Annotated in this window: 13 protein-coding genes and 1 pseudogene; 4 read left to right on the plus strand and 10 right to left on the minus strand. The window is 36.5% G+C overall.

The window, feature by feature from the left end; all coding sequences use genetic code 11:
* From FJR04_RS23010 to FJR04_RS23045, 9 genes are all read right to left on the minus strand, one after another.
* Nucleotides 1-597: hypothetical protein (locus tag FJR04_RS23010; RefSeq protein ID WP_168499203.1), on the minus strand; the 597-nt coding region annotated here is incomplete at its 3' end.
* An 83-nt stretch (nt 598-680) separates the two neighbouring features.
* On the minus strand, nt 681-4,250 hold the full coding sequence (locus FJR04_RS23015) for an S-layer family protein (RefSeq protein WP_168499205.1): 3,570 nt from the start codon (nt 4,248-4,250) through the stop codon (nt 681-683).
* Between the two features lie 91 nt (nt 4,251-4,341).
* Complete coding sequence (locus tag FJR04_RS26720; protein WP_371418306.1) at nt 4,342-4,500, minus strand: DUF6760 family protein; 159 nt, start codon at nt 4,498-4,500, stop codon at nt 4,342-4,344.
* Nucleotides 4,476-4,793, minus strand: a complete 318-nt coding sequence (locus tag FJR04_RS23020; protein WP_168499207.1) for a phage tail assembly protein — start codon at nt 4,791-4,793, stop codon at nt 4,476-4,478. Before FJR04_RS23020 ends, FJR04_RS26720 begins: the two co-directional genes overlap by 25 nt.
* A 60-nt stretch (nt 4,794-4,853) precedes the next feature.
* The gene (locus tag FJR04_RS23025) at nt 4,854-5,162 is read right to left on the minus strand and encodes a hypothetical protein (protein ID WP_174763572.1); all 309 of its coding nucleotides are present in this window, start codon (nt 5,160-5,162) and stop codon (nt 4,854-4,856) included.
* 6 nt (nt 5,163-5,168) lie between these two features.
* Complete coding sequence (locus tag FJR04_RS23030) at nt 5,169-5,669, minus strand: phage tail protein (protein WP_168499209.1); 501 nt, start codon at nt 5,667-5,669, stop codon at nt 5,169-5,171.
* A 170-nt stretch (nt 5,670-5,839) separates the two neighbouring features.
* Entirely contained in the window at nt 5,840-6,313 is a 474-nt protein-coding gene (locus FJR04_RS23035; protein ID WP_168499211.1) for a phage tail protein, read from the minus strand.
* A gap of 262 nt (nt 6,314-6,575) precedes the next feature.
* Nucleotides 6,576-7,049, minus strand: a complete 474-nt coding sequence (locus tag FJR04_RS23040; RefSeq protein ID WP_168499213.1) for a phage tail protein — start codon at nt 7,047-7,049, stop codon at nt 6,576-6,578.
* Between the two features lie 138 nt (nt 7,050-7,187).
* Entirely contained in the window at nt 7,188-8,909 is a 1,722-nt protein-coding gene (locus tag FJR04_RS23045) for a phage tail sheath C-terminal domain-containing protein (protein WP_168499215.1), read from the minus strand.
* Nucleotides 8,910-9,566: 657 nt separating this feature from the next.
* On the opposite strand from FJR04_RS23045, the gene FJR04_RS26725 reads away from it, so the two are divergent.
* Both FJR04_RS26725 and FJR04_RS23055 read left to right on the plus strand, forming a co-directional pair.
* Nucleotides 9,567-11,879 (plus strand): substrate-binding domain-containing protein, encoded by a 2,313-nt coding sequence (locus FJR04_RS26725; protein WP_168499217.1) that lies wholly within the window; start codon nt 9,567-9,569, stop codon nt 11,877-11,879.
* A 131-nt stretch (nt 11,880-12,010) separates the two neighbouring features.
* Entirely contained in the window at nt 12,011-12,430 is a 420-nt protein-coding gene (locus FJR04_RS23055) for a KTSC domain-containing protein (protein WP_168499218.1), read from the plus strand.
* Nucleotides 12,431-12,451: 21 nt separating this feature from the next.
* On the opposite strand, the gene FJR04_RS23060 is transcribed toward FJR04_RS23055, so the two are convergent.
* The gene (locus FJR04_RS23060) at nt 12,452-14,932 is read right to left on the minus strand and encodes a tetratricopeptide repeat protein (RefSeq protein WP_168499220.1); all 2,481 of its coding nucleotides are present in this window, start codon (nt 14,930-14,932) and stop codon (nt 12,452-12,454) included.
* A 732-nt stretch (nt 14,933-15,664) separates the two neighbouring features.
* Between FJR04_RS23060 and FJR04_RS23065 the strand changes: the two genes are divergently transcribed.
* The gene (locus tag FJR04_RS23065) at nt 15,665-17,689 is read left to right on the plus strand and encodes an FAD-dependent oxidoreductase (protein ID WP_168499222.1); all 2,025 of its coding nucleotides are present in this window, start codon (nt 15,665-15,667) and stop codon (nt 17,687-17,689) included.
* Between the two features lie 263 nt (nt 17,690-17,952).
* Nucleotides 17,953-18,458, plus strand: a pseudogene (locus FJR04_RS23070) (glycoside hydrolase family 10 protein); the annotation flags it as partial.

An 18,458-nucleotide genomic window follows, 5' to 3' on the forward strand; every position in this document is an offset into this window, starting at 1 on the left:
TTCTCCTGCTTTTAAGGTTAGTGATTGACCACCTGCATTTAAGGTGGAAAATGATAGATTTCCTATTCCCGGATTTAATAGTACAGTTCCTGTCAGTGTTAATAGACTACTAAAGGTAATATTATCGTTGGAGGTGATGATATCTCCTGCTAAGGATACTGCACCTGTTCCTGACTGTGTGAAAGCACCATCTAGGTTAAAATCTGCTGCACTATTAATAATTAAATTCCCACTATTATTAATACTAACTCCACCATTATTTGTAGTTGTTACTGCTTGATTAAAGGTGAAGTTATTCCCTGCAAGATTAATACCTGTAGTGTTATTGGTGTTAATTGCACCGTCAAATATAGTAGTCCCAGTCCCACTTGTTTGTGTAATACTGCCAGCAGTAATTGCTTTTGTATTCACATTCCCAATACTATTAATAGTAACTGCACCATTATTTGTACCTGTGACTGCTTGATTAAAGGTGAAGTTATTCCCTGTAAGATTAACACCTGTGCTGTTATTGGTGTTAATTGCACCGTCAAATGTAGTAGTCCCAGTCCCACTTGTTTGTGTAATACTGCCAGCAGTAATTGCTTTTGTATTCACATTTGTCGCACTACTAACTGTCAGATTTCCTATATTGCTGACATTATCAGTAATGTTTATATTGCCTGTCCCTGCTGTTAAAGTTAGGTGATTATTCCCACCAGCAACTGTCCCATTGAGGTTAATATTTCCTGCACCTGCACCTGTGTCAATTGTCGCATCAGGAGTGCCAAGAACAGTATTACCATTAATAGTAATATTTTGGTTATTTGTCGTAATCCCTGCGTTAAGATTGACTGTTGAACCATTAATAGCTCTCCTGCTTTTAAGGTTAGTGATTGACCACCTGCGTCTAAGGTGGAAAATGATAGAGTTCCTGTTCCCGGATTTAATAGTACAGTTCCTGTCAATGTTAATGGACTACTAAAGGCAATATTATCATCGGTGGTTTTGATATCTCCTGCTAAGGATACTGCACCTGCTCCTATTTGTAAAAATGCACCATCTAGGGTGAAATCTGATGCACTATTTATAGTTAAATTGCCACTATTATTAATAGTAACCTCACCATTATTTGTAGTCTCTACTGCTTGATTAAAGGTGAAGTTATTCCCAGTTAGATTAATGCCTGTACTGTTAATTGTACCGTCAAATATAGTAGCCCCACTACTATTAATACTAACTCCACCATTATTCGTAGTTGTTACTGCTTGATTAAAGGTGAAGTTATTCCCAGTTAAATTAATGCCATTAATATTATTGGTGTTAATTGCACCGTCAAATGTAGTAGTTCCAGTTCCATTTGTTTGTGTAATACTGCCAGCAGTAATCGCTTTTGTATTCACATTTGTTGCACTACTAACTGTTAGATTGCCTATATTACTAGCATTATTAGTAATGTTTATATTACCTGTCCCTGCTGCTAAAGTTAAGTTATTATTCCCAGTAACTATTCCGTTGAGGTTAATATTTCCTGCACCTGTATTCGTATTTATGCTCGCATTACTGCCCAGAGTTGTATTACCATTAATTGTAATATTTTGGTTAGTTGTTGAAATATTGCTATTGTTATTGAGGGTAGTATTACCTATGAGGGTAACGGAAGCATTATCTGTACCTGTGATATTTCCGTTAACTGCTATTGAACCACTACCAGATGTAATTGTGACTGGATCTTGAAAACTGATTGGATTAATTGTAATGTTGCCACTAGTAGCATTACCAATATTGATGATGGGAAAACCATCTTGTAATCTATCTAGTTCTGCTTGAGTAAGATCCAATGCAGTTGTGTTGTTAGCATTACCAATAGCGATCGCTTGATTAGCTGTGAATGGTTTAAGAGTAATACTTCCCACTCCAAAAACACTGTCATTTACATCAATTTCATCACCAGTTAGACTAATATTTCCTAGTGCTTGGGTATTACCAACTAATTGACTAAAATTAATAGTTCCTGTTCCACTATTAACTATTAATTCGCGGTTTTGTCCAACCTCACTATTAACATTTTCTGTAAAGTTAATATTAGCATTACCACTATTTATTGTGCTATTAGCTGCAAGGGTAACATTTCCTAAATCTATTTGATTATTTGTTGTACTAACTGTACCCGCAATATTTGTTGCAGATGCCGCAGTTGTATTAACTCCTCCGGTAAATGTAGTATTATTTAATGTAATAGTTCCAGTATTGGAAAAAATTGTATTACCAGCAATAGTGTTATTTGTACCTGTAAAAGAAATATTATATGGTTGAGTTGCAGTTGTTAATGCAGTGGTGACAGTAGTATTATCTTGAAAGTCAACTGTGCCAGTTGTATTTTGAATATCCAAAGTACCAACATTGACAAGATTAGCGAAAGCCGTCCCACTACTATTAGTAATTTCTAATGTACCAGCATTCACTTGCCCACTAACATTAATTGCTTGTGAGTTAGTAGTATCTAAGGTGATTTTACCAGTAGTACCAGCATTAAGATCACCCGATAAATTCATAGCAGCAGCATTTGTGCCACTACCATATTTCAGGGTGATATTATCATTCGCCGTAGCAGTGTCAATAGTTTTATCACTTGCTAAAGTAATAGTTGCATCACCAGGATCACGGTTAGCAGAAGTAGCACCAGAATCATTAGCTGTTGCAGAGAAACTGCCTTTGAGTTTAATATCATCATTAATAGCAATTGATCTTCCTGCTTGTAGAGTTAAATCACCCGCATTAGCATTACCAGAGGAATCAATTGGTTTTTCAACTGTTATATCATTATTTGCTTGTAAAACTACATTCGCTCCATTTAAAGCGTCCCTAATACTATTAGGAGTAAAGTTAGCATCAGCAGTTGGGTTTTCTGCAAATTGATCATTAGCAGAAATTGTATCAGGTTGTCCTGTATTAATTGTTATATTTTTAGGATCTAAAAGTAACGTTCCCTTTTCACCTTGGGAAGCTTGTAAATTAGTATTTCCTTGATAAATTAAATTCTCTTTTCCCGAAACTTCGGCAAAACCACCATTACCACCAGTAGCACCACCTTGAGCCGAAATTTTACCATCAAAACGAGTCGTTTTATCTGCCCAAACTATGACTTTCCCACCATCTCCATTATTTAAACTATCAGCTTTAATAGTCGCATCTTCACCAACAAAGGTAACATCAGCATTAGGAACTGTACCTTTACCTTGAAAGTCTCCACCAATTAATACTGTTCCACCACCATTATTCCCAGAAGCGTTGATTTCTGCTCCAGTTATGCCTACTTTTTGACCGAGAACTTGAACTTTTCCTCCCTGTTCTCCCGAAACATCTAACTTCCCAGAAACAATAGTTGTTCCTGTTTCTTTGGGGATATTAATATTATTAACAGTAAGTTTAACAGTACCATCATTATTAACGACTACTCCCACATCATAGCCAGCACTACCAGTAGTTAATAAATCAGGTAATGACTTAATAGGTACTGTCCAATCATTAGGTAAATTACCATTAGCTGTAATAGGAATATCAAGACTTAATAAATGTCCAGGACTAGTTAGACGAACCACATTTTTGCCGGGAACAGCGGCCAGAGTTATCTGTCCTTGGGGTGTGGAAATAGTGCCTGTATTAATTACATTACCGCCTAATAAGGTAATATTTTTACCGGAAAAGGTTTCAAGATTACCAGCGTTGATAATCGCTCCTGGTTTTTCCATTGTGAAGGCAAAAGCACTAGGATCGCCCATTAAATTGCTATAATTATTAACACCAGAGGCATTAAACCATTTATCTCCAAATCCTATTCCATTCGCTGTTGTGGCGGTAAAATTAGCCGGAACATTCAATCTAGCATTTGCACCGAAAATGAATCCAGCGGGATTCATTAAAAATAGATTGCTATTACCTCCAGTAACCTGAATTAATCCATTAATTAAGGAAGCATCTCCACCAACTATTCTTCCTAAAATGTTACGAATTTGTGGGTTAGAAAGAAAGTTAGCGATTTGATCAGGATGCAGATTAAATTTATCAAAACTGTGAAATAAATTTGTAGCATCACCTGAAGTTTTACCACCATTAATATCTAACCGATTACCATTAGGAGTAACTACTGTTCCTGTGCCATCATTAGCAGGATTGATTTGAGCTAATGCTGGTGAAGATAAAGCTGGAACTATGCCACAAAAACAAGTAACTAAAGACAAATACCAAGATGGAAAATGGGAGGATTTCATAATATTTTGGATCTATTAATTCAGGTGATTTTTTGATTTCAGTGATAAACTTTATTTTTGGTAGTTGATTTTTTTTAAAAGCCAATACTAATTAAATCAATTTTTTTATTTCTTCTACCCACCTCAATCTTTCTCTATGTTCTAGGTTCAAAATTTCTTCTCTAGTCCAGTGAAAGTAAAGGGCAATAAAGGCTACCTCTTGATATAGTTTATCTAAGGGGTAGCCTAAAGCTCCCCCTCTGTTAACCAATCTCCTCCCAGTTGATTGATTTGATAGTAAATATCTTGTAAATACATGAAATCAACTAAAAGTAGTTGTTCTAATAATGTGGGTGTTACTTGAGAAATATTACCTAAATTGGTAATTACTCTAGATAACATTACTAATATACCGTATTCTGAAAACTCCTGGACTTGAGAATTTTGTTGAACTATAATTTCATCTTTGGCTGTGGTAGCACGCATTTTTCCCAGACGATGAATCTGATGATTAGAGTCAATAAATCCTTTAGGGAGATTAAAGGAAAATTCTGGATAAAACATTTTTCTATGTTTAATTTTTAATTGTGTTAATTCTTAATTCTGTCCTGTGGTATTAGATGACTATATAGGTTCATTATTTTCATCTAATCCATTGATTTGACGATAAAATTTCTGGAGATAACTAAGGTCAACAGCAAAAAGATTTTCAATGACGGTGGGGTTAATATCATCTAATGCTCCTAATCGGGTAATTACGCGGGAGAGGATAATTACTGTTGCATAAGCTGGATTAGATTTAACTCTAGGGTCTCGCATGGGAACAATTTCATCTATTGCTCTTGATAACCGCATTACCCCTGTGCGGTGTACGTTTCCGTCGTTATCTATGTATCCTTTAATTAAGTTAAATTCAAACTCCGTTTCTATCATCTGATTTTATTTAACCCTGATAAATTCATCAATAGCTAATTCTACTTCTTCAATTTCAAATTCGTTACCACCGGCTTTGAAGCCAGCAATTTTATATTTTGTAGGCCATGCTCCTGTAAATCTAAATCTAGCTTGTTCTTCTGCTCCTTGATCGTAAACTATCAATTCACCATCTCGTTTTTGCTTGGCCCATTCTCCCTGTTCGACTGCTTTTAACCAGTTCCACATGGTGAGAGATATAGTTAAACCGCGTTTGAGAATGATGTTGTCATGTTTGGAGTTACCAGGAATTTTTGTGCGGACTGGCCGCCCAAATTTAGCATCTTCATTTTTACCCCATTTTTGAGGAGTGACTTCAACGATTTCAATTACTTCTTGAGTGCGTTGAAAACCCTGACATTCCATGAAGTAACCATCTATTTCGTCTTTAGAACCAGGGATATCACTGAGCTTAATTTCTAAATAAAAACGAGAATTGGTGAGAACTTCAAATTTTGGTGCTGCCATAATTTTACTTCCTCCAAAATTTAGCTATGTTGAAAATAAGAATACAGGAGTACAGAAAATTTTATCAGAAGTACAGAGGCTTAATTCACAGGTATTAAAAACTCTATGACTCCTGACTGGGCGCAGTCTTTGCGCCCCTACTTCCTGACTCCTGAATGATAGTTGTTTACTTATTTAACGCGGTGCATATTTTCGTAAACAAAGTCTAGGGTTTCTGTAGCTAAATTAGTGCTACCTGCTTCTAGTTTGGAGGATTTATAAGTCTGTGGCATTACCCCTTTCAAGTTCCAACGGGCTGATTCATCACCCCCTTGATTGTAGAGAGTAATCGAGCCAGTTTTGCGCGCTCCTTTACTTTTTGTCCCACCACCTTTAATGGGTTCAGAGTGTGATTCTTCGTACCATGTCATGAGGCGGTTATCCTCAACAGTGCTGACAAACTCTACAGTAATTTTGCCATTAGTAACACCAGTAACGGTAGCTTGCATTTGGCTTTTGCCACCTTTGCCGACACCAATAGGTTTTTTATCACCAGCGGTTTCTAGTGTAATTGCAATACCGCTAATTTTCTTAACAATTAAATCATCTAAGCCATCAAGTTCAAAGTAGAATTTGGAGCAAGAAAGAATTTCACCAGATGCCATATTTAACTCCTAAACTTAATTAAATCGTTGAGTAATTGAAGTTGTTAGTTATCTAAAGTTGAAAGGATAATTGGTAATTACTTACTTTTGCCTCTCTTACTAACTAGTAAGAGTGTTCCAAACAATAAATGATCCAAAACCAGAGATTGCTTCATTCCGCTCCGCTCCATTCGCAATGACAATTGGGCATTTTTTTACTTGGAATACTCTAATTACTTACTTTTGCCTCTCTTAACTAACTAGTAACTTACATTAGCAATCATTACTTAACACGGTTAATTTGTTCGCAAACCATTTCAAAAGTTTCAAAGGCTAGGTCTTTGCTTTCAGCGGATAATTCTCCCATTTTATAGGATTTAATCCAGGCGTTAGTAATGTTCCACCGTAAAACTTCTTTATCCTCGGAATCATAACCAACGATAGAACCATTTCGGCGATTTGCTGACCATTTACCATCTCCTCCTTCACTGGCTGGCATAGTAGCTTTCATCCAGTTATAAAATTCCATGTCTCCTTCGACTAAAAAAACTTCAATGGTAAAGTTGGGGTTTTCTTCATAGCCGCCAGATGTGGTTTGCCATAGGCTTTTACCGTCTTTAGTTGAGGCTAGGGGTTTTTCGTGTCCAGATGTTTGTCCTGTAAAGCTGACTTCTGTGACACTTTTAACTAGTTTTTCTGTGTATCCGTCAAATTCAACGTAGAATCTACTGGTTGGAATTGGTTTTAATTCAGTCATTTTTCACATCCTTTATGAATGAGAATTTTTATTTATGGGTGTAGTATTGTGACGTTAAAGCAAAAACTAATTGGGGTAACAACAGGTTAGAAATCTGTTGTCAGAGTCCCCAGTTAAAATGCTTAAAAACTAATGAAATTACTCATTAGGAGACCATTGACTGACACGGAAAATTACAAATTCCGCAGGACGGACTGGTGAAACTCCAACTTCAACATAAAGACGACCTAGCATCATAGTGTCATGGGTGTTGATGTCGCCATCGCACTTGACATAAAATGCTTCGGCTGGGCTAGAACCGAATAAAGCTCCGTCTCTCCAGAGCCTTTCTAAGAAGGTGCTAACTGTACGTTTGACTCGTTCCCAAAGATCCATATCGTTTGGCTCGAATACTACCCATTGAGTGCCTATTTCAATAGATTTTTCGATGTAGCTAACTAAGCGACGAACGCTAATATAACGCCATTGAATATTGTCTGGTTCAACTAAGGTGCGAGCGCCCCAAACTTTCAAGCCACGGCTGTAGCTACTAAAGTTACGGATACAGTTGATACCTTGGGGGTTGAGGAGTTGTTGTTCTCTCATGTTGGTATCGTAGGCAATACCAGTAACACCACGGGGGGTTTCGTTTGCTGGGGCTTTGAAGATACCGCGATCTTCGTCTGTCCGACACCAAATACCCATCATGTGTCCGCATGGGGGGACAAATATGGGTTTGCCCTTATCTCTGGGGTTAGCCACTTGAATCCAAGGATAGTAAAGAGCGCCAAACATGGAACGGCGATTAAATTGCTTTAACCACTCGGCTACATCTTGAGGCGTTTGTTTTTCTGGGGGAACGGCTAGATTGTTATTTTTACCAGGTTTGACGGGTGGTGCATCTAGGACTACCATGCGGAAGGCTGGTCCTGGGAAGGAATTTTCGCAGTTGCTAATCATGGCTTCCATGACACCATGAACTTGATCTAAGTTGATCAGGTTCTTTTGGTAAAGTAGCATCAGGTCTGGACAGGCAATGATGGCGATGTCGTCTACTTCAAAGTTGCCTTGCATCCCTTGGCGATCGCCTTTTTGCCCTTGCAATTCCCGAATTTCATCGCCTCTTTCTGTGATGTGAGGGGCGCTGGTAACTTCATATTGACCATTGCGAGGACGACGGCTCAATGGTCCACCAGCAGTAGCTAAGTTCTCAATGGTGACATATTGAGATTCCTGAACAGCCGTGATCACATAGTCCCCATATTGGGATTCTGTCTGGTTGATCAGATGTTCATATTTTTCTAGCTCGTCGGGGCCATCTTTGATAGTGACTGTGAAGTATTCACCGCTATCTACTGGAGGTTTGCCACCATTCTCTAGTTCTTTGGGTTTACTATCGGTGATTATCACCTGAATCCGACTGGTAATAGCTAAGGCGCTACTATCATCTGATTCTGTATCGCTTTCTCCTGGGGGGAGTGCGAGTGTCTGAGACTTAATATTAAAAGCTAAAGACGGCTTACCTGATGAGGTAAACACTTTGGTAGCAATATCTTTGGGTTCTGGAGTTTCTGAACCAGGGAGTTTTGTCCCAATACTGGTAATCCAACAACGTCCTCCTCCGTTCAAAAACCAGCCTTGTACAGCGAAGGGGAGATAAGCACCAAAGTCTGTAAATCCATCAGAGTCAGGCTTTGCAAAATATTGTCTGTATTGCTCCCAATTGGTGATCATGATGGGTTTGAAAAGTTCGGCATCACCACGGACATCTTCGGTGAAACCAATAAACCCAGCGACACTCAGACTAATGCCCTCAATGGGGCGACTGCCGCGATCTACTTCTTCAACGTATACTCCAGGGGCAAAATAATCTAATGCCATCAGTAGCTATCCTCTATTAAGTGTCTGGTCGCTAACAAGTAGCTAAACTTACATCTTATTTCCTGTTCAATTAGTCTTTTCGGACTAATAGCTAAAGTTAGCTTTAGCTAACTCTGATCAGGATGCTTACCAGTCTATACTGGTTTGTGCTTCTAGTCGAAACTTTAGTTCACGACTGGAGGCTATTAGTGCAAGATGTCAGTAAGAAGTATTGGTGCAAAAATTACACAATACAGTGTACTCTAATAACTAATCTCTTTGGAGCAAGTGTAAAAATTTCTTTGCATATGTACTTATTTAGTACGACTATTTACTGACTACAACCGCTTTCTGTACTTTGTCAAGAGGGTATTTTCAAAGCATTAAGTAAATATCAGTTCTTAATACATATATTAAGCTGATAAATTTACGTAATTTTGTAATCACAGGTATAACTTAATACTTTTCAATCATTCTTTAAGAATAATTATAATTACAGCAGATTTGCAGATCAATGATGTACAGAATCTAAATTGAAACTTATACACAAAGCCTGTACGGGCGAAGCATTCGGGCAATAAATTATCGGTTTTTTCCCAAGTTTATTTTCCGAATGCTTCGCCCCTACGACTCCTGACTCCTGCTGTATATATATATTTTGTAGATAAAGGAACTATCGTGGCTAAAAAAAATCCCCAGGAAATAGCAAAAAACATTGGGAAAGAACTGAAGCTTAGAGGTACTAGTAATTTGGCTGGTAGGCTCAGTAATCTTATTACTAATAGTACCAGTAGTGCATTAAGGTTTATCCCAGCACCGATTAGATCGTTTTTTCCTTTCTTAGCAAAGGAATTAGATATTCAAGCTCCCACCTTTGATGATGCTTATGATAAATTAACTGGGAAGAAAAAAGCACAAGAGTCAGAAAGTCTGAGCGCAGGCCAAGAAGTTGCTTTAATTCCCTCTTCTTCACCTCTTCCCGATCAAATACTCTATCCACCCCTACAACCAAAAACAGAAATTTTAGGTAATCGTGGTAAATATCAAATAGAGAATGTTTTAGAATACCGGGGACAAGGGTATTTCTACCAAGCAATTCAGTTACCTGATAGTCAGCCCATCATTATTAAAGAATATTTATTTCTAGATAAAAATCTGAATAAAAATATTGCAGATATCCAATACAATTTTGAGCGGATTTCTGGAATAGAATTAGCAGATGGTAGAATTCAAGATTTTCGCTTGATTACTCCTTGGGAAGCGATCGCTTACGAACAACGCTGTTACCTAATTTTTAAAGGTAATTTTTACAGTTTCCCTACCCTTCGCAGCTATCTAGAACAGACGGGAGCAATGAGCAGTATAGAAGTCTATAGGGTGCTGCATCAGGCTCTTCAAAGTCTGCAATTTCTACATACTCAAAAATTTCGCTTACCTTCTGGTGCGGTAAATTGGAAACCCTATCACGGAAATTTAAATCTGGATAGTTTACTCATATCTACCAGTTTTCAAGGATTTGTCATCTATCTTTGTGACTTGGCTTTATGGGAAGATCAATTTATGAGTTTTGATGGCAAATCTCCTAACTATTCTCCTCAACAGGATTTAAAAGACTTAGGCAAAACTTGCTTATACTTATTAGCTGGTAATGATCAAATTGACAATCCTCAAAATTTACCTAAAACTGTTGATCCCTTAATTAAAGATTTTATTACTAATTTAATTTATGGGAATTTTGATGATGCAGAAATAGCTCGTAACCATTTACCATATTTTAATACATTAATAGCCAATAACCGCCTATTGGAAGAGGAATCAATCACAAAGCCAGATCATAAAAAAAATTTCAAACATCTCAAATTTTGGATTTTTGGTGGACTGGGTATAATCTTATTAACAAGTATAATTTGGCTGATACTTAAAAACCAAAATAAAGAAGTTATCAAAAATCAATCTCCTAAAACTATTGAACAAGTATCAGGAATTCCTAACGGTCAATTTACATATACATCAGCAAAAGATGATATTTGGAGTTATGTAATCACTACAAAAAATCTATTACCAGGAGGGATAAATTTAGAAGATAAACTTAAAACAATTTTACCAAATTTAAATGTAAAATATGATCAAACATCATTTAAATCTGATTTAATAACTACTATTAAATCCGGAAAAACTGACTTTGGTGTTACTAATTTAATTAACTTTCAGGGTAATCCTGAATTTGGATATCAAGAATTTGCTTATGATGGTTTAGTCGTATTTGTAGCTTTTAGTAAAAAAGGCAGAGAACAGAGTTTACCAACAGCCTTAAATGGCAAGATATCTTTAGAACAATTACGCCAAATTTATACAGGCAAAATTACGAATTGGCAAAAATTAGGAGGACCCAATTTACCAATTAAACTATATATTCCTGCGAATAATGACGCAGTAGAAAACTTTGAAAAGCAAGTTCTCAAAACCCCAGAAGCTATCAATAATTTTAGAAGATTAATTCCTGAAGAACCACAACCCGAAAACATAGTAACTAAGCAAGATCCCCAACAAATTACACAGTTACAATCTTTTGCAACATTCCGAGCCGTAATTCAAGATTTTGAAAATAATAATCCCAAAGTTGGTAGTATTAGCTTTGACTCTTTGAGTAAAGTTTTTGGACAATGTTCCGTTTATCCTCTAGCTATAGTTGATGATAATAATCGTTCAGTTTATCCTCTTATTCAAAAAGATGGAAAACCCGTAACTCCGCAACAAACAGACTTATGCAACGATAAGGGAAACTATGTTCCTAACATGACAGCATTTATCAGTCAAAGCTATCCTTTAGCTTATCCTTTGGCTGTAGTTTATCTCAGAGATAACCGTCGAGAACCTATTGGAGAAAAATTTGCAGAAGTTTTGAAAACCTCTGAGGTTCAGTGTTTATTAAAGGAAACGGGATTAGTCACCATACAGCCTTTAGGACAAATATGTGATACTTTTAAGTAGAAACTATACTTTAATAGTTGCATTTTAGCGCAAAGCACCTCCATCTATAGTTGACAGCCAAAAACTAATATAGTATTTTTGTACTATACAAATTTGGTTCTCGATGTCATTTACCTAGAGGGAGCAAAGCAATGAAGCTATCTAAAATGGATTTAAGCAGTTTATCAGCGATCGCTCATACTGATGGATATTTGCAATTATTACTTGATAAAGGCAACGAATTTGAACTCAGACAAATTCCCGCACCAGTAGAAGCTTACGAAGGCTTAAAACAACTTAATGAGGTAATTTCCGACATCATACCCTATGAAGAAGAAATTCCCATGCTACCGGTTAATTCATCCATAGCTTATGCGATCGGTTATGATGCTAACTCACAAATTTTGCAAGTAGAATTCCAAAGTGGTGAAGTTTACCAATATTTTGACGTAGAAGCAGAAACGTGGGAAGATTTTCATTCAGCAGATTCCATTGGTGAATTTTTTAATCAGGAAATCAAAGGTAATTATGAGTGTGATTACATAGCAGATATATATGATGAAGATGATTAAATTCATTTGGGTTTCTTAACATCAACCCTGAATCAAAGTTTGGAAACCAGGCTCTTTTTTAATATCATCAAAATCAATATCTGTTGCAGCATCTTCTTGATAACTAGGATTGATTTCAATTGCTTTTTGCAGGTTTTCTAAAGCTAATTCAACCTTTCTCTGTAGTGCATAACAAGCAGCTTTATGATAATAAGCACTAGAATAATCAGATTTAATTTCTAGTGCTTTGTCAAAATTGGTAATTGCTTCATCATCTTCTCCCAACATTACCAAAGTGTAACCTCGTTTATCCCAAATTTTAGGAGAATTAGGTTGAAATTCTAAAGCTTTATCAAAAGAAGCAACTGCATCTTCATAACGTTCTAATTCTACTAAAGATAAACCACGATTTACCCAAGCAACTCCATCATCAGGTTTAATTTTAGTAGCTTTATCAAAACAGTTAAAAGCCTCTTGATGTTTTTCTAAATTTCCACAAGCTACACCAATATCACACCAAGCTTGATGATATTCAGGATTAATTTTAATAGCTTGATTATAGGAAGCGATCGCATCTTTATAGCGTTTTAATCTGTTGAGTATTATTCCCCGTTTTAACCAATGTTCCGGATTTTCAGGTTCAATTTTAATGATTTGTTCATAAATAGCTAAAGCATCTTCATGACGTTTTTCTGAGAATAGCATTTCTGCTTCTTGTAGATAATCATCAATAGAAATTTGTGGTTGTAATACCTCTGATGCTTTTTCTGGTAGTGGGGGAGGTGTAATTTCCGCTAATTCTTTGAGAATTATCTCTTTACGTTCTTGAGCATCAATTTCTAACTTTTGCAAATTCTCTAGAACAGTAATTTGCTGTTGCTGTACATCAGTTTGTAAACCGGAAAACTGAGATGTAAATTCTTTTCCAGACTCTTCTAAATTCTCAATAATTTGCTGTTGTCGCTGTTGAGCAATATTTTCTAATTCTCTCAATTTCTGAGAAAATTTCACTTCTAAATTTTGTAAATTCTTCAGAACAGTAATTTGCTGTTGTTTTACATCAGTTTGTAAACCGGAAAACTGAGATGTAAATTCTTTTCCAGACTCTTCTAAATTCTCAATAATTTGCTGTTGTCGCTGTTCAGCAAAATTTTCTAATTCTCCTAATTGCTGAGAAAATTTAACTTCTAAATTTTGTAAATTCTTCAGAACAGTAATTTGCTGTTGTTTTACATCAGTTTGTAAACCAGAAAACTGAGATGTAAATTCTTCCCCAGACTCTTCTAAATTCTCAATAATTTGCTGTTGTCGTTGTTGAGCAACATTTTGTAATTCTCCCAATTGCTGAGAAAATTCAACTTCTAAATTTTGTAAATTTTGCAGAACAGTAATTTGCTGTTGTTGTACATTTCCACCAAACTTTTCCAAATTCTCAATAATTTGCTGTTGTTGCTGTTCAGCAGTATTTTGTAATACTACCAATTGCTGAGAAAATTCGCTTTGTAATTTAGCTAAATTCTCAAGTAATTGATTTTTTTGAACTTGAGTATCAGCTTGTAAATCAACAACTTCTGATTTAAATAAATTATTGAAGTTTGCGATATTCTCTATAACTATATCTTTCTGGTTTTTAACCTCTAATTGCAATTGAGATAATTCACTCACAAATTCTGATTGTAACTTTCCTAAATTCTCAAAAGTATGATCTTTTTGTTGTTGAGATTCCGACTCTAATCCATCCAAATTAGATATTAAACCAGAACGGAATTCTTCAATATCATTAACAGCGATATCCTTTTGGATTTCCACCTCAGACTTGAGTTTTGTAAACTGAGAAATTAAATCAACTTCTAACTTTTTAATATTGTCAATTGTAATTTTTTGCTGTTGAGCCGATAAATTTAATTGTTCTAATTGAGTATTTAATCTAAACTCTAAATTACTAATATTCTCTTGAGCAGACTTAACCTCAATTTCCAAAGCTGTTAAAAACTCTTGTTTTGATTTAGGTAAATCAGATAAAAGAATAGATAAATTTTCTTCCTCTCCTTGAATCTTTTGTTTAAGTGTACTGACTTCTGATGCTAATTCCTGACTAGTATTTCGAGATTCCTGGATCAGTTTTATGGCCTCCGATTGCACAGTAGTTAGTTGAGTTTGCAAATTTTCAATTCCTTGAATTTGTTGCATTGCTCGTTCTACAATTTCCCGAATGACAGTTCGACGAAAAAACCATAATATGGCAATTAAAGCCACAGGAAATAAACTTAAAATAGTTAACCAGATATTGAGCAAAGTATTCGTGCGAGCAAAAGCACGTTCAAAATCAGATTGTATTTGCTTTTGAGTTCGGTTTTCCTCTCGCAGTCGTGTTAATTCTTCCCGTTCCTGATTTGATAGTACCTGAGCTGTAGCAGATGGTACAATGTCTCCACCGATAAAAGCTGTTGACAGCAGTAAGGGTGACAGAAAAATGGCGCTTTTTAAAGCTAGATTTGAGAATATGGGGTTTTTGTTCTTCATAACAATTTTCCCTATCGGGTGGTTAGTTTTTGAAGCGACGGGCTTATATGCCATCTATGATAGATGATTGGTGTAAGGTTACTAGATGTGATGGTTTTTTCGATATTAACAGATTTATGGAGAGATATCCGCTATTCAAGGATGACAGCATGGAAAAATCAAAGAGAGAACTTCTAGAAGCTAAAGGTTGGAAAGTTGGAACAGTCGCATAATTTCTGGAATTAACTCTAGAGGAAGCAGCGTTAGTAGAAATTAAATTAGCTCTTATTCGCAGCAGCAAGAAAAAGGAAAAGTTTTAGTGGCTGGTTGTGGTTAAAGATGGAATAGTTTAAAATGACTATAAATACCATCTAAGAGTTAAAGTAAATTCTGTGCTGGATTATATAACAGCAAATCTACCAAGGGAAAAAATGCAGGTAATTCTAACTTACATAATGGAAGATGGGATCAAGCTTTTCATCCCAAAGGTAGAAATAAAAGAACTGTTTAGGAAGTTCCTTATTTATATAAAGTTACTAAGAACTTATTAATAAATATTCCGTGAATATATCAGGACTAACAGAAAATCTCTCTCTTACACTCTTCTCTTCGTGTTCTATCTCTTCGAGACGCTCCGCGAACGCTCCTTCGTGGTTCATTTTTCCTATCTGTACTTAGCTCCTACTAACAAAGAACCTTTCCCCACAACTACCGTCTACAATTTGACGTAGTAGTTTACAGAGTGCAGAAACCATGAAACGTAGACACAAAAAAGGCTTGCAAACGTTCATCAGCTTCAGCCTTATTACCTCCTTCCTCACTCCCTATTCCGTCACCGCTACCCCTCCACGCACCCCAGATCAAACCGTCAACTGTGAGATTCTGGTTGTTGGTGGTGGACTCTCAGGAGTGGCTACAGCTTACGAAAGCTTACTTGCAGGACGCACAGTTTGTTTAACAGAAATAACCGACTGGTTAGGAGGACAAATCTCCTCCCAAGGAACATCTGCATTAGACGAAAGACCAACTCAACGAGCAAAACAATTCTATTCTCGCGGATATTTGGAATTAAGAAACCGCATTGAACGCAAATATGGCAAACTTAACCCCGGTGACTGTTGGGTAAGTGACTCCTGCTTTCTTCCTCGTGATGCTCACAACATCATGACACAAATGCTTAAAGATGCCGAAAAAAAGGGTAAAGGCAAATTACAATGGTTTCCCAATACAGTCATTAAAGACTTAGAAATTAGTCAAGATGGCAAAATCATTAATAATGCGATCGCTATTCAACATCAACCAGCAACAGGTTCACCACTTCTAAATACTAATCCTTTATCTCAAATCATTGAAGACGCATATAGCTATCAAAACTCCTCACGGTTGAACAAAAATATTATTCGTTTTCTGCCCCAACAATCTAAAAGCAATACTTCCAAATGGTACGTTATAGACACAACTGAAACCGGAGAAATCATTGCTTTAGCAGATGTTCCTTATCGTCTAGGAATTGATGCTCAGTCCTATCTTGAACCTTCATCTTCTAGCACTACAAATGATCCTTACTGTACTCAAGGTTTCACATATACATTTGCAATGGAGGCGACAAAAGAACCACAAAGTCAAACAATGCCCCCATTTTATTTACAATATTCACCATATTTTAGTTATGAATTAAAACGATTAGCAAACTTTGATTTGGTCTTTACATATCGCCGGATTTGGAGTCCCCAGAAAGGACAACCAACTACATTCAATGGTGTTAAATTTACCGCACCCACACCAGGGGATATTTCCATGCAAAACTGGACTTGGGGTAATGATTACCGTCCAGGAACATCTCAAGATAATCTCATTTACACTCGTCAACAATTAGAAAAATCTGGACAATTAAAATCAGGAAATTGGCAAGGTGGATTACGTACAGAAAGCCTCCGTAAAGCTGAAGAAAAAGCATTTTCCTATTTTTATTGGTTGTATGGAGGAATTACAGATTCCCAGTTAGGAGCAGGTGTCAAACAACCGCAAACAAATATCCGTTTTTTAACAGGTTTAGATTCACCTATGGGGACAGTTCATGGTTTATCTAAATACCCTTATATGCGAGAAGGAAGACGGATTATTGGCCGTCCTAGTTGGGGACAACCAGAAGGTTTTGGAATTTGGGAAATTGATATTTCTCGTCGTAATTATAATGATGAATATTACCGGAAAAATCTGCCAGCAGATATGTATCGGAGGTTAACAGCAGCCTTAGCGGGATTGGAAGCACCATCTGTAATTTCGGGTCAAATTTCTCCAGATCAAGTTATGAGAAGAACTCGTTCCACGATTTACCCTGATGCTGTGGGTATTGGTCATTATGCCATAGATTTCCATCCGTGCATGACAAAAAGCCCCGCAGAAGCACCTGGTAATACTGAACGCGCAGGAGAAAGAAGGGGTGCGGGACAAGCTTATCCGTTCCAAATTGCCCTAAGAGCCATGATTCCCCAAAAAATTGATAATCTGTTGGTTGGGGGCAAAAGTATTGCTACCAGTCATATAGCTGCGGCTGCTTATCGAGTTCATTCCTTTGAATGGTCTTCGGGTGCTGCTGCGGGAACTGTGGCTGCTTTTGCACTAAAACAAAATATTGCTCCCTATCAATTAGTTGATGATTTACCTAAACGAGAACCGCAATTAGAAGTTTTAAAACGGCTGTTGGCACAAAATGGTAATCCTACAGCTTTCCCAGATACTTCTATTTTTAACGAAAATTGGGATGATTGGCGGTAGGTAAAATATTTTCAGGGTTTACAATGTAAACCCTAATTATCTGGAAAATTCAGAACTTAACCTGTATCTCATTACATTACAGCCGTTTTCGTTTATCGTAGATCACGACCTGATTTAATATGTTTCTTTCTGTGCATTTTTGCTGGAAATTTTAATGACAATGTGGTTTATTTATCAGAAAATGACTGTAATATATTCCATCGCTATCTAAGTTTTTAGAACTTGTATATGCAGCGATATTACCAGTTAATTATTAGATTACTATGCCGCCAAAAGCAAAAGAACCAAAAGGATGTGGATGCGCCAATATTCCATTTTCTCTAATTATCGTTATTTTGGGAAGTGGTTATTGGTGGTTTAGCCAAAAGGGAAATTTAGATATCAGCAAAATTTTATCTCAAATACAACAAATGACTATTCCAATCTTAAATCCCACACCAGTTAATTCTCCAATCCCCACAGCTTCTACTTCTATATCTGCTACTATTTTTCCACCAGTTAATTCTCCAATCCCTACCGCTTCTATATCCAGCACTACCAATATTTCTCCTAGTCCTACACCAGTCGCAATCAAAACAATTGCACCTAAAAAAACATCCTTACCTCTCAATCCTTGGGAGAAAAAAGTTATTAGGGGCATTTATTTAAGTCGCTACAACATCACTAATAATGCTAGTGAAAAAATGATTCGGGAAAGAGTTCGTTACTATCACTCTCAAGGATTTAATACTATTATTCACGGTGTTTGGGGCAATGCTTGTACTATGTA

This window comes from Anabaena sp. UHCC 0204 (genome assembly GCF_009711975.1).
GTDB lineage: Bacteria > Cyanobacteriota > Cyanobacteriia > Cyanobacteriales > Nostocaceae > Dolichospermum.